Raw genomic sequence first — 14,219 nt, forward strand, 5'->3', positions numbered from 1 at the left:
CCTGGTTGCGGTAAAAGCTTACGGTGCCTCCATCGACCCCACGAAACTTGAAGCAAATCTCGGCGATGTCTCCGTCGGTGCCATGCCGCAGGCGCTTTCAAACCGAGTTCCGCAAGCCCCGTCCAACCTGAGGAGGCGCTGGGCTACGTTGCTTGGATTGACGCACATCAACTGGTTGGAGCCACTGCACATTTTCACATTTTCCAGATTCTGCCCGCAGCGCACATCGACCACGGTCACCCAGTGATCCGCTTGCACTTGGCAATTGTTGGCGTCGGTGACATTGAGTGAATACTGGGTGGTGATACCTGGGCAGACGGTTGGCTGTGCATCGGTGGAATTGTTGCTCCACAAGTAACTATAGGGTGCGCAACCGCCCGTCGTCGTCGTGCCGATGAGCGCGCATTGCTCAGGCTGCCAACCCAATGTGACGTTCTGGTCTGGACAAATGGTGACTTCAAGCGGCGCGGGTTCGGTAAGTGTAATGTCGTCGGTTTCTGTACAACCATTCGCATCCGTCAGGACTGCGGTGTAGTACCCTGCATCGAGATTGGCAAATGCGGGAGCGCTGGAATGGAAGCCGCCAGGGCCGGTCCAACTGTAGGTATAAGGCGCGCATCCGCCAGAAAGGGAGCTCCCGATGAACCCATCGTGGCTTCCATAACAATGCAGGTTGTGGCCGCAGGCGTAAGTCTGGCTGCTCAGAGAGAAGATGAGGAGAGGTGGTTCTGTGACGTAAACGGTAGCGCCAGCCACCGTACCGTTCCCATCGGTAACGGTGACGTTGTGGTTGTAGTGATCCAAATGCGTCGCCGTGGCGCTCGTTTCCCCATTGTCCCAGAGGTAGGAGTAGGGGGGACAACCGCCGATGGGTGTCGCGACAGCGCGGCCGTCGCTCAATCCGTTGCAGCTGATGCCGTAGCCACAATTGTAGGTCTGCACTTGCGTCGTCACGGACATGGCGCCTGGGACCACATTCACTACCGCGACACAGGAACTGGTATTCCCAGGCATCCGGACCGTAAGTGTCACGTGTTCCCGGCAAGCAATCACGCGGCGACAGCGTCACCGCACCGCAACGTGGGCTGCCGGGGGGGGGCGGGGGGTTGTCTTTTGGCAACCCGCCGTCGGCGCTTCCTGATCCGCTACCGTAACCGTGAAATTGCAAAATCCCTGATTTGCCGAGATGTCATGCGCCTCAAAAGCATAGCTGTAAGTCCCGACACCCAAGGTCGCGCCAGCAGGATTTCCTGCAATTTGAACGACCGTGGGAGAAGGACAGTTGTCGGTTGCAGTGGGCAAGGCAAAATTGACCATGCATGCGGACCAGTTGTTCACGTGGGCGGGGGGTGATTGTCCACTGGATTCCCCACAATGTTCAAGGACAAGCCCGCGGAAGAAGGAGCCGCTGCCAGTCCCAAAGCGCGACCAAGGTGAGGTTGGGACATTGTCGCTGCCCGTGGCCAGTGGTAGCGGAGGCCCGCGCGCTCGCAATTCACCGTAATGTCGCCGGACATGTGGAGTAACGGCATCGCCGGAGACAGGCGGCCCGTACCAGCCCGGCAGAGAAGTTAGTGAGCGTGGGGTTCTGAAGGATGGAAAACCATTGGTCCACCATTGATAAGAAGTTCCCGCAGTCGCCGTCAAATTGAGATCAGTGCCGCCACAAACGGGGCTGTTGCTGCCTGCGACAATCACGGGTGCGACAAAAGCTGAGCAAGGCGCTCCATTGCCAACACCGGGTGCAACCCAGTTGGAAATCAATCCATTCACGGCAAAACTTTGCAGTGTTCCATTGTTTCCATTGCCGCTTCCATCCAACAAAGTGGTGATGCCCGCATTGTTGCCAAAGGCAATTCCCTGATTAAATGAATATTGTGCCAACAAAGCAGTTTGCAAGCCACCCAGCGTGCAATTTTGATTGTTCTGCAATTCGCCAAGGCAAAGGGCGCGGTTCCAGATGCGGATCTCGTCCATATCGCCTTGATACACTAAGGTACCATTGACGTTTGTGCAGGGGCTATAGCCCAAGCGCAGCACAGCAGTGTTGTTGAGGTCTGCAACAAATGAGGGATTGGCGGAATTTTCCAGCACACCATCGATATAGAGCGAAATCAAAGTCCCGTTGCGCGACAGGGCGATGTGGTGCCATTGGCCATCCACCACGCTGGAGACGCTTGTAAAGGTCGTGTAGTTAAAATTGCCGGGACCCTGACCGACTTCGATCGCGACTTTTCCGTTTCCGATGATAAAGACATTCCAGAAATTCCCAAAATTGCAGGAAGGCCGTTTCGCGATGATGTATTCACCCGTTCTGGTCGTGCGCACGTTCAGCTCCACCGTAAAATCGCCCGTGCCGAAGTTGCCCAGCGAGGGATTGATGTTCACGAGGTCGTCCACGCCGTCGAAGTTGAGGGCTTGGGCCGGGCAGGTTGGGGTGACTGCAGTGGTGGCTGTGCCGATGCAGCCTGCTGTATTGGTGACCGTGACCGCATAAGTTCCATAGGCCGCTCCGGGAAAATTGGAGATGATCGGATTCTGATCCGTAGAGCTGAAGTTGTTGGGGCCAGACCAATTGTAGCTTGCGCCGTTGCTAGCATTCAAGCTGAGGCTGCCTCCAGGACAAACATTGCCGCTGTTGCCAGCAGTTGGAAGGAAGGGCGGACCTGCATTGATGGTTACAGATGCCGTGGCTGTGCAGCCTGTGTTGTCTGTAACTGTTGCGATGTAGGTCCCGGGAGCAAGGTTTGAAACATCTTCTGTAGTTGCGCCATTGCTCCAGGCATAAGTATAAGGAGGAATGGCACCCGTAACCGTCAGGTTCGCGCTGCCATTGCTCAGGTTACTGCAGGGGGATTCAGAACGATACTTAAACCAACAGAAGCAAAACTGGATTCGCATTCGTGAAGCTGATGTCATCGATGCCGAAATCGTTGCCTGAATTTTCCAGGCGATTGTTGACAATCCTGATGGTCGCCGTCGTATTGCCAGCAGCATTCCAGGTAGCACTGTATTGCTGCCAATTGTTGGGTCCGTCAGGCAAGGTGATCAGCCCCGTAACAGGCGATCCATTGATGAAGATCAAGATTTGAGGGTCATTTTGTGTACCCATATTCGTCAGCCACACGGAGAAGTTGTAAGCCGAATTGGGAGTTACAGGAATGGTTTGCTGCCATACTGTTTTGTTTGAGGCTGTGGCGCCGTTCACCATCATCCATTTGCCATTGCCGGTGGTGTGGTCCACTCCGGTGAAGTTGGGGCCATAAGGAGTTCCCGCATTGGTGGTGACTGCAAACTTGCCTTGCTGGAATGCGCCATTGCCTTGCAAAATGTAATTTGTAATGAATCCTGTGTTGCCCATTTCAAAATCACCATTGGCAACGAGGTTGCCTCCGACCGAATTACCGGGCAGTTGGATGTTGATTTGCGCACTGGACGTGCAGCCGTTTGAATTGGTTACGGTTACCGTATAGGTTCCGGCCTGCGTTACCGTGATTGGATTTCCTGTGGTTCCGGTGTTCCATTGGTAGGAGGCGAGCCTGAGGTGCTATTCGCCGTGCATAGTTGGCGGTGATTTCGGGGAGGGGGGATGGTTCATAGGTCACGAGTGTAGAAGCAGTACATCCATTAGGTAACGAAACAGTATATGTGCCTGCCATAGACGCAGCAAAATTTGAGACGGATGGATTCTGAAGAGTTGAAGTATAACCGTTGGGGCCTGTCCAGTAATAGTTGTTGGTCGAGCCGGTATAATTTGCCGTGAGCTGGAGTGATTGGCCTTCCTGGCACATAGGACCATTGTTGGAGGCAGTGAGCGAACGGAGGGCTGCAGTTGTACCAGCAACGCCGGAGCATCCGTAACTATTCGTGATTGTTACAGTATAGTTTCCAGCATTCAAGGCAGTCGCGTTTGCAATATGAACCGAATTACTGGAAGACTGCTGTGTAAATCCATTTGGGCCGGCCCAGGAATAGTAGACATTAGGATATGTATCTGACAGCGTTAAACTGCCTCCTTCACAGAAGGTTTGTGAAGGTATATAGATCCCCATTTGTGGATGTACGGTCACGTAGGTGCTGGCGACTGAGGAACAACCATTATCTGTTACGGTAACGGAAAAGTTTCCTGAACAAACTTGGGAGTTCGCATAGGTGGTTGGGTTTTGTACATTGGATTGAAAGCCATGGCCCAATGGTAACTTGACCCTCCAGTTGCTGCAAGGTTGAGATATGTATAGCGACAAACAGGGCTAGTCAAAGTAGCTGTTGCAACTGGCAGGGGTTAATAATGACCGTAGTGCTTGCAGAGAGAACAGCCGTTAGCCCAGTAACGGCTACGAAATAAGTTCCTACATTGATATTCGTGAAATTGAGAATGGTGGGATTCTGCAAAGCTGAGGTAAAGCCATTGGGCCCGGTCCAACTGTAGCTTGTTCCTCCGCTCGCATGTAAAAACAGGGTATCCCCATCTCCGCAAACTGTGTTATGGGATGCTGTTGCATTCGGAAATGGATTCACCACCACATTTGTGGTTGCAGTTGCTGTGCAGCCATTCGTGTTTGTGACCGTTACGGAATAATTTCCTGATGAAGCTGCTGAAACATTCGCAATAACAGGATTATACGCATTAGAGGTAAAGCCATTCGGACCCGACCAACTGTTAAGAAAACCGCCGTTTGCAGCGAGACTTAAAGTCGCTCCAGGGCAAACCGGGCTGTTGGAAGTAATAGAAATCACAGGTGCTGGACGGACAGAAATATTCATAGTGTAGCTCATTGAGCAGCCAGCTGAACTGGTAACCACAAGTACATACTGACCGGAATAGGTCATACTAATGTTGTGGAACGTGGTACTCGCATAAGTAGAATGAACTCCGTTTGGTCCAGTCAGCAAATAGGTCGTTCCGGGACCGTAATAAACAGAATCCATTGAAATGGTTATGTCGCCTAATTCACAAGGGTAAAATGGATATGCTGGGCCAACCCAAATATTGTTCCATGCATTCGGATGGTATGTTACTGCTTGGCTTGCTGTCAAAGTACATCCACGATTCTGCACAACAACGGTATAGGTGCCCGGCGATGGATTAAATATTTGTGGATTTTGCTGGTTACTAGTATAATTACCGGGCCCTGTCCACTGGAAACTGGTTGCTCCAGGGGAAGTGGCTGTTAATTGAACAGCACAAAAATAGGGGAGTTGTTGTTGACAGTCAGCGTGGGGGTTTGCACAATTTTGCTCACTTGGCTAACGCATCCACCTGCATCCCTCACAACAAGTCCATATGTTCCAGGTGTATTTACTGTGAGTGTTGGTGTTGTGATATTTCCTGTCCATAAGTAGGTTACTGCACCAGTAGCCTTAACTAGCGAAAGGGCAACGTTGCCCCGGGCAAAGCGTTACTGGATTGGCATTAGATTATCTGCGCGCTCATGTGCAGTTTTTCCAGGAGATCCTTCCACCTCCATACGTTGGTGCACCGCTGTAGCCCGAATTGCTTTGCGTGATCCTGCAAATAAAATCGCCGCCGGGTGAAGGACAAATGGAACAGCCAAAATCTGCACCGGTTCCGCCATAGCACCCCGACCAGTTAACGGTTCCCTGATCATTTAACTTGGTCAGTAACACATCATTGCTTCCATATGGATTGCCTGGAAAATTGTTGACCGACAGGCCTGAATTGCTGTTTGATTCGCCGCAAGCAAAAACGGTTTGAATATTGTCAACGTAAAGGCTGTTGAAGGCATCATATCCAGGCCCCCCGATGAATTTGGACCAAACGAGATTTCCAGTGTTGGTGAATTTTGCAATAATTCCGTCCCCATTGCCCGGAGGGGATGTTGGTGTAGTTCCCAAAGCAGCAAGGTTGGTGCTATTTGTAAATCCAGCGACATAGATATTTCCTGAACCGTCAACAGCTACTGCATTTCCATCATCCAGTCCGCTGCCACCAAGATACCTGCCCCATTGCCGGGTTCCATTCGCCGGATTGATGCTGGCAACAAAAATATCAGTGCCACCGTTAAAAGTTCCGCCCTGAATTCCCGGTGAAGAAATTGCATTATTGCTTGCCGTGAAGCCGGTGATGATAATAGAAAACGGGTTCCCCGGAGGTCCATAGATGCAAACTCCCAGCACCTGGTCGTCGTTGAAACCGCTATAAAATGTGCCCCATTGACGCTGACCAGTGGTTGTGAACCGAGCCAAGAATCCTGCGATGAACCCGCTGGTGTTGGAGATATAGGGCTGATAGGTACCAGCAGTGGCAATTTCGGTTGAGCCGTTGGTGGTTGATGCTCCCCATGAATATATTCCCATATTCATCCACATCGATGCAGGTGCCAACGTCGCCGCCGCTCCCGCCATAATAAGTTGACCATACCCTTCCTCCGCTGGAATTGAATTTCACGAGGAATGCATCGTTGTCTCCACCAAAGTTATTTTGATGAATACTGCTATTGGGGCCGTTGTTTCCAGCAATTCCATTGTTGCTGAAAGTATTTCCTGTAGCGTAAAAATTTCCGGTGCCGTCCACATCGATCGCATAAATAAATTCATTGCCGTTGCCCCCGTAATAGGTAGCCCGCCAACCCCGCCCACTCCAAACCCGACCTCCACCGCTCCAAGACGGCCCCCGGCCGGACGGGCGCTCACCAAGCACACTGACCAAATCAGGATTTGCGCTGGCCAGATGAAATCGATTTGATGCCTTTGTCGTTGCTGTAACCAGCTCTGAAGATTCTCAGCGATTCCGGGCCGGGGGGGCCCCGGGCCCCCCCCGGCCCAAGCCCCCGCAACAGCAGCTAATGGTAACTGATTTTTCAAATGGGTGGCCCATTTAAAATGAATTATATAGTTGAAACAGTGTTGGGGGAGCGTGGGGGGGGGGGGGGGGGGGGGCCGGGGGGGGGGGGGGCCGGGGACTCCTCCACGCGCCGCCGGGAACGGCGGGCCGCCCCCCGCCCCCCGGGGCGGGGGGGGGGGGGGGGGGGGGGGGGGGGGGCGGGGGGGGCGCCCCCCCCCCCCCCCCCCCGGCGCGCCCCGGCCCCGGCCCGGGGGGGGGGGGGGGGGGGGGGGGGCGGGGGGGGGGGGGGGGGGGGGGGGGCGGGGGGGGGGGGGGGCCTGCCTCCCAAGAGAGGCTATTTGGTTGGCATAAAATACGGCAAGCCCTCAAACCACCTGCTCGGTCTTAAACTCCGAATTGGTGTGGAAGGTGATTTCGGGGTAATTCTGCTTTTCCATGTTCAGCGTCCATTCGGAGCCGGCAAGGAAAACCATGTTGTTGTCCTTGTCAAAGCAGATGTACTTGGGTTTGAGCCGCGCGAATTTCTCCAACACTTCCTTGTCATCCGAAGTGAGCCACAGTGCTTTGAAATAGGGCAGCGAATCAAAGTGGCAGGAGGCACCATATTCGTGCTGCAAGCGGTATTGGATGACCTCGAATTGCAATTCGCCGACGGTGCCGATGATACGCCTTGCGCCTGGTTCTTGGGTGAAAAGCTGCGCCACACCTTCGTCCGTGAGCTGCGTAATGCCCTTTTCGAGTTGCTTGCTCTTCATCGGATCATCGTTGATGAGTTCCTTGAAGATTTCGGGCGAAAAGGTCGGTATTCCCCTGAATGTGAAGTTGGAGCCTTCGGTCAACGTATCGCCGATCTTGAAATTTCCTGTGTCATACAAGCCGATCACGTCGCCCGGAAATGCCTCGTCTACGATACTTTTCCGTTGCGCCAAAAAGCTCGCAGGACTGCTGAAGCGCACTTTTTTATTCAACCGCACGTGGTGAAAGAAGGTGTTCCGCTCAAATTTGCCGGAGCAAACCCTCAAAAAGGCGATACGGTCACGGTGGCGCGGGTCGAGGTTGGCGTGGATCTTGAAAATGAATCCGCTGAATTCGTTTTGGGTGGGCTCGATGAATCCTTGGTCGGTCGGGCGTGGACGCGGAGTAGGCGCGATCGTGATGAATTTCTCGAGCAGTTCGCGCACGCCGAAGTTGTAGAGCGCACTTCCGAAGAAAACCGGCGCGATATGGCCGCTGTGGTATTCTTTTTCGTCGAATGCATCGTAAACGCCCTCGACCAATTCGACTTCCTCGCGGAGTTTGACCGCTTGTCTTCCGAGTTCCTTGTCCAGACGTGGATCGTTCAAGTCTTGAATATGAACCACATCCTTGGCCATTTTCTGGATGTCTGCATCGAAGAGGCGCAATTGCTTTTCTTCAAGGTCATAAACGCCCTTGAAATCCGAGCCAATGCCGATCGGCCAACTCAGCGGACGTACCTTGATGGAGAGCTTGGCCTCCAATTCGTCGAGCAAGTCAAAGGGATCTTGTCCCGGGCGGTCCATTTTGTTGATGAAGACGATCACCGGGGTGTCGCGCATGCGGCAGACCTCCATGAGGCGTTCGGTTTGTTCCTCGACGCCTTTGACGCAGTCGATCACGAGGATCACGGAGTCCACGGCCGTCAAAGTGCGGTAGGTATCTTCTGCAAAGTCCTTGTGGCCAGGCGTATCGAGCAAGTTGACGAAGGTGTCATGGTATTCGAATGCCATCACGGAGGTCGCCACGGAAATGCCCCTTTGCCGTTCGATTTCCATGAAGTCGGAGGCCGCGGTTTTGGTGATTTTGTTGCTTTTGACCGCGCCTGCGGTCTGAATAGCGCCACCAAAGAGCAGCAGCTTTTCGGTCAAAGTCGTCTTGCCCGCGTCAGGGTGGGAGATGATGGCAAACGTGCGCCGCTTGCTGATTTCCTTTTCGTTGCTCATGTTTTTCCGTAAACGAGGCGCAAAGATAGGAAAAAATAGGAGGGAGGGGTTAGGCGATGCGTTTCTCGAATTCATTGAGGAATTCGCGGAAGTAGCGGCAGTTTTGGGCGACGGTGTCGATGCGAATGTGCTTGAAGATTTCCGGACATTGACCCTCGCTGTAACTGCTGTTTTCTTTGAGTTCCCTTTTCGGGTTGTCGATCATCATTGGATTGTCTACAAAACTCAATTCCGACTTAGCGAATGCATTGAATCGTTCTATATCCGAAAAGATAAGCGCTTCAAGGGTTTGGATATTAAGCAGAAAAATCCCTCTGCCGTCGATCACCTTGTTGGATTCATTGAAGTAGGTTTGACGCTCCAGCTTCTTTTCCCGATTGTCCTCAAATGCGTCCAGGTCCCGAACAAAAACAATGACATCAGCCTGATTGTTCTCGTAAGCCTTTCTGAGAAGATGCTTCGTCTTTTGAGAATCGAGCATGCTGCCATGGATTTCACGCAGCAAAGTCTTGAAATTGACAATGTTTGCGAACTTCTGCACTAGAAGATTTGCAACGGCCTCCGTGTCATGCGGATGCTCGCCTATGATGCCAACCAGTTTCATTTGACCTTGTCCACCTCCAAATCAGAAAACCGCCAATAATCACTGAGATACATGTCAGACATGAAATTTTGGGCATTGGCGATTTCTTTGTCATCCAAATGCCGAAAAGTGGAACCCTTTTCAGGATCGAAGTCGGCAATGATGATTCGGTCCAATTCGTCTTTGTTGAGGATGTCCAAGACTTGGGGGGAGTGGGTCGTAAGGATGATCTGCTTGTTTTTCGACTGTTCCTTGAGGAAAGCCATGAGTTTTTGGAGTTGGTGCGGGTGGATACCTAGTTCAGGTTCCTCTACCGAAGTTACATAGGAAACAATAGTTGAACCTTTCAATGTGAAATTGATGTGGGAGGACTTACAGACCTCCATAATCAACAGAACAATACGTTTTGTCCCGTCTGAGAGATTCTGGAATGGGTAATAAGCGCCATTAATCTCAAACAAAAAACGAAAACCTTTAGCTTCATAGGTTTCATTCAGTATCCCTGGATCAATCCAACCTTCCTGAACTTTCATGTTGGTAATAGCGGTATATGCTCTTATCCATGGGATCAATTCGTCCTTTAGCTCATCAAAGGACTGTACAAGTATATTGCTAATTGATTTGCCATCAATGTCTTCATGTTTCTCACTCCTCCATTTTTGATTGACAATTTGAGAGAGCTGAGTTATTGAATTCAGGTCGTTCTCATCTTGATACAATTTACTCACAACGCCTTTTCGGAATGACCACCCAGCTTCAAAATTCGTCAAAAAGGGAATGGATTTTGGGATAGAATGCTTGAATAGGAAATTTCCAAACGGTGCAAATCCAGGAAAATCAGTGCTATTCGCATGAACTCTTATCCGTTCAAGCGAATTTTGGATGTTCAAATTTTCAGCATCGAGAACTCCGCGATTCAAAATGCCAAATACAATTGCATTCGGAGAGTCTTTTCCTTGGATAAAAACCAGTTTTGATCCGAAATCTGCCTCCCTCTCCAAAAAGGCAGGCTTTACATTGAGGGTTTCTTTAATCCCCTCCAACAAATTCGTCTTCCCCGTCCCGTTCTTCCCAATAATGATATTCAGCCCGGGCTTAAACGTCACGTCGCAGCTCACGATGGACTTGTAGCCTTCGATATGGGCACTGTGGAGGTAGGGTTTGAACTCTGACATCTTTTTCGAACTTTTTTCAAAGATAGACCAAACAGATATCAATGCATCACTGCAAACCGCTTGGAAACCCCGTCGGCTTGGAGCAAATACATTCCGTTGGGTAGGTGAGAAACGTTGACATCCGCTGAATTGCCTGTTTGGAATGTGATCGGGGCGAACGCTTCCCGGCCTTGTAAATCCAGTACCTTGACATTTGGCAGTTTTCCTGTTGAAACGCTGACATGAAGAAGCTCCTTCGCAGGATTGGGGAAAACATTCATTTGCAGGTCAACATCCACGGTTTCTTCCATGCCGATCGGTGTAAAGGTCGTCAGCGTGTACCGCTTCAAAAAGTCCCAGATATGCCGGCTCGCGTTGATGTCCATGTTGCGGTTGCCGCCGCTGCCCAAATCGCGGTTGGCGCCCGGCCATGCAAAGCCGCCGTTGACGACTTCATACAGCAAAACTTCGCTGTTTTGGTCGCCCAGCCAACGGTGGCTGATGATATGGGAGCCTTCATTGGCGGTGTCTGGCAAATTGACGGTGATTTCGTTGCCGAGTGCATTATTATGTGCTTTCCAGAGGTTGACCAACTGCTGAACGCTTCCCCAAATTCCGGGCAAACCGGTGTAATAGTAGATGACACTGTCTGCCGTGCCCTGAATCATCATCACAGGAACCGGGCGGGTCGTCTGACAATAGAACGCGGCGCTGTCTGCGATGCTGGCGCCGACCGCAGCCACAGCGGCTAAACGACCACTCAGCTCGCAAGCCAAGCGATGCACCATGAATCCGCCTTGTCCCATCCCAACGGCATAAACGCGGTTCAAATCAATTCCGTAGCGAGAATGCAGCGTGTCAATCAAAACATTGATGTAATCAACATCCTTGGTTCCAGAGCCAAATGGCGCATTTTGACCCACATTCCAATCCGAGAAGAAACCCCAAGGATGGCAAACGATGAAGCCTTCGGCGTCGGCAATGGGATTGAACTGTGTCAAAGTGTCCTCGTCGCGTCCGTCGGCGCCGAGGTAATGAAAGTCGAGTAACAAGGGTAGGCTATCATTGGAGGTCCAACCTGTCGGAAGGTGCAAGTCAAAGTTTCTGATGATGTTGTCATGCACAAAGCTGCCAGAAACGATCTGTCCCGCAGAAATTTGGGATATGGCAAGATATGCAATGAAGAGGATCAGTTTTTTCATCGATCGATCATTTTGAACCGTTGAAATTAGCTATCGTTCGCAAACAAACTACATGGCAATCATCAAGGAAGTTGGAATTAAAACAAAAAAAGTGGAACTTCACGGTAAGAATCACTATCAGCTTCTAGAGAAATATATCCTCGGATGATGGCTTTGCTTTGCCGAGTACATTTGTAAGTAATTGGCTTTTAAGCCTCTCAAGCTAGTATTTGCCTTTTAGCAGCTTCTATGAAATCGATCAACCTTACATTGTTTTTTGGCTTTTTCGTGATGGTTTTGTTTCAGCATTCTCCCCTTCGTGCTCAGTGCACAGGCGGGGCCAATGCAGGTTCGATTTCACCCACCACGACCTTTCAAACGATCCCATGTGCCAGAGCAGGAGAGTACTATACGTTTGTGGCGACAGCCGGAGCCACCTATACATTTAGCTTTTGCCAAGGAGGTGGAAACGGTAACGGCATCGATACCTATCTGACGATCCTGGACAATGGTGGCGCTGCAATACCAGGTGCATTCAACGACAATGCTTGCTTTCCAGTTTATTCCGAGGTTGTCTGGGTTGCCACGGCAACGGCCACCTTTCGCATTCGCATCAGCCTGCCGCCTGTAGGTTGCGGTGCCAATGCCACCTGCTTGACGCTCGCCTACCGTATGACCAATCCGCCAGGGCCCGGCGTCAATTGTGGCAATCCCATGATCATCGCAGCGTTGCCCTACTCAAACACTGGTCTCACAACCTGCGGAAACGGCAACACTTACACTAGTGCCCATGCCTGCGGAAGCACCTACATGAACGGCGAGGACTTCATTTTCAGGTATACAAGTCCTGGAAATGAATGTATTAACCTTTCTTTGACAGGCACATCCAACTGGGTCGGGGTTTTTGTTTACAACGGATGCCCCAACACCATCGGCACGACTTGCGTGGCTCAGGCGACCTCGGGGGCTGGCAATCCTTCGCTCAGCAACGTGCAACTCGTCGCTGCGGGAACCTACTATTTCTTGGTTTCCACGTTGCCTCCACCTAATTGCACGCCCTTCAACATTTCGATCAGCCGTTGCCCAACCGGTACGACTTGCAGTTATTCCAGGGTCATTCCAAGCTTGCCGTATTCACAGACTGCACTCACGACTTGCGGTTTTGGAAATGACTACAACAGCACACATGCTTGCACCGATGCCTACATGAATGGCGAAGATTTCATCTTCAGCTATACCATTACCTCCCCCAAGTGCATCGACATTTTCACGACCGGAACCACCAGTTGGGCTGGCTTGTTTGTGATGAACGGTTGTCCAAGTAATGTTGGCACCGCCTGTATTGCCAAGAATGTCAGCATTTTCGGCAACCCGACATTGACAGGTGTGCAATTGACAACGCCGGGGACATACTATATCATGGTGGACACGAAGCCGCTACCTAATTGTACCCCCTTCAACATTCTCGTCGATACCTGCCAGCCTGCCGTACCCTGTGGGTCCAATCCACCTGCTGACAACGGTTGCCTAGGTGCCACCAATATCTCCAACTATACCTCTTTTTGTGGCAACACAGATACCGTCCAATTTACCCCGGACGGGCCTGGAAACCTTCCCGGCACTTTTTGCGGCACGATTGAGAACAACTCCTGGTGGAGTTTTGTCGCAGATACCACCGTCGTGCACTTCTTCTTCACGGTCAGCAATTGTTACTTCGGAAATGGTATTCAGGCACAGGTCTTTTCAACTACGAATTGCACTTCCTTTACGGCGGTTTCTAACTGTTTCAACCCAGGAACTGCCACGAATGGCACGATTACCGCAACCGGATTGGTGCCGGGACAAACTTACTATTTGATGGTCGACGGCTATGCCGAAGACGATTGTGACTACACTGTCTCCTGGGATGGCGGTCCGTTGCCCGTTGAGTTTGGAAGCATCAATGCCCTTTTGGTGGATGGCAAAGTTCATGTGAATTGGGAAACGCAATCCGAAAGCAACTGCATGGGCTTCTTCATTGAGCGCGGCACGCCTGATAATTCCCGTGAAATCAATGGATTCCAATGGCAAGAGGCAGGATTCGTTGAAAGTCCATTCGGAACAACTTCCTCGCCGCAGTCATACTTTTTCATCGATAACGATGCCCCGACCGGAGATGCCTACTACCGCATTCGTGAAATCGACTACGATGGTTATTCGTCCTATTCCGAGGTACTCCGTGTGGTAGATGGGGTTGCCGCTGGAAATGATTTGTTGGAAATATATCCGAATCCAGCGCGTGACCGCATCTTTTTGAGCTTGGCCTTTGCACAACCGGGAGTGGCCAACTTCAGCTTGATTGATGTTTCCGGCAAAGTCATCTTTGCCCAGCAACTCGGTGAATTCCAGATGGGAACTTACTCGCGGCAAGTTGCATTGCCAAACCTGCCGATGGGAATCTATATTTATGACGTCACCATGGGAAATGAGCGCTTCCGCGGTAAACTGATGGTGCAGCAATAAGGGTAACGAACGGCTTTGAGCTGAATTTGAACG

Annotated in this window: 10 protein-coding genes; 1 reads left to right on the forward strand and 9 read right to left on the reverse strand. The window is 51.3% G+C overall.

From position 1 onward, the window contains the following. Positions 1 to 18 precede the first annotated feature (18 nt). The 9 genes from IPN95_02785 to IPN95_02825 all read right to left on the reverse strand — a co-directional run bounded on the left by IPN95_02785 (position 19) and on the right by IPN95_02825 (position 11,705). The gene (locus IPN95_02785; protein ID MBK9448341.1) at positions 19 to 1,032 is read right to left on the reverse strand and encodes a SprB repeat-containing protein; all 1,014 of its coding nucleotides are present in this window, start codon (positions 1,030 to 1,032) and stop codon (positions 19 to 21) included. Positions 1,033 to 1,065: 33 nt separating this feature from the next. After that, positions 1,066 to 2,901 carry an HYR domain-containing protein gene (locus IPN95_02790; GenBank protein ID MBK9448342.1) on the reverse strand — a complete coding sequence of 612 codons (1,836 nt, stop codon included), beginning with the start codon at positions 2,899 to 2,901 and terminating at the stop codon, positions 1,066 to 1,068. Then, positions 2,870 to 3,361 (reverse strand): hypothetical protein, encoded by a 492-nt coding sequence (locus IPN95_02795; protein ID MBK9448343.1) that lies wholly within the window; start codon positions 3,359 to 3,361, stop codon positions 2,870 to 2,872. Before IPN95_02795 ends, IPN95_02790 begins: the two co-directional genes overlap by 32 nt. Before the next feature lie 893 nt (positions 3,362 to 4,254). After that, on the reverse strand, positions 4,255 to 4,764 hold the full coding sequence (locus tag IPN95_02800) for a hypothetical protein (GenBank protein MBK9448344.1): 510 nt from the start codon (positions 4,762 to 4,764) through the stop codon (positions 4,255 to 4,257). A gap of 666 nt (positions 4,765 to 5,430) precedes the next feature. Further along, positions 5,431 to 6,318: an SBBP repeat-containing protein gene (locus tag IPN95_02805; protein MBK9448345.1), complete on the reverse strand. Its 888-nt coding sequence runs from the start codon at positions 6,316 to 6,318 to the stop codon at positions 5,431 to 5,433. An 852-nt stretch (positions 6,319 to 7,170) separates the two neighbouring features. Then, entirely contained in the window at positions 7,171 to 8,766 is a 1,596-nt protein-coding gene (locus IPN95_02810; protein ID MBK9448346.1) for a peptide chain release factor 3, read from the reverse strand. Between the two features lie 49 nt (positions 8,767 to 8,815). Beyond that, entirely contained in the window at positions 8,816 to 9,370 is a 555-nt protein-coding gene (locus IPN95_02815) for a DUF4276 family protein (protein ID MBK9448347.1), read from the reverse strand. Continuing rightward, positions 9,367 to 10,524 (reverse strand): AAA family ATPase, encoded by a 1,158-nt coding sequence (locus tag IPN95_02820; GenBank protein ID MBK9448348.1) that lies wholly within the window; start codon positions 10,522 to 10,524, stop codon positions 9,367 to 9,369. Before IPN95_02820 ends, IPN95_02815 begins: the two co-directional genes overlap by 4 nt. Before the next feature lie 38 nt (positions 10,525 to 10,562). After that, complete coding sequence (locus IPN95_02825) at positions 10,563 to 11,705, reverse strand: T9SS type A sorting domain-containing protein (protein ID MBK9448349.1); 1,143 nt, start codon at positions 11,703 to 11,705, stop codon at positions 10,563 to 10,565. A 228-nt stretch (positions 11,706 to 11,933) separates the two neighbouring features. Here IPN95_02825 and IPN95_02830 point away from each other — a divergent pair, with 228 nt between their 5' ends. Beyond that, positions 11,934 to 14,186, forward strand: a complete 2,253-nt coding sequence (locus IPN95_02830) for a T9SS type A sorting domain-containing protein (GenBank protein MBK9448350.1) — start codon at positions 11,934 to 11,936, stop codon at positions 14,184 to 14,186. The last annotated feature ends 33 nt before the right edge of the window (positions 14,187 to 14,219 follow it).

The organism is Bacteroidota bacterium (genome assembly GCA_016718825.1).
Lineage (GTDB): Bacteria > Bacteroidota > Bacteroidia > J057 > JADKCL01 > JADKCL01.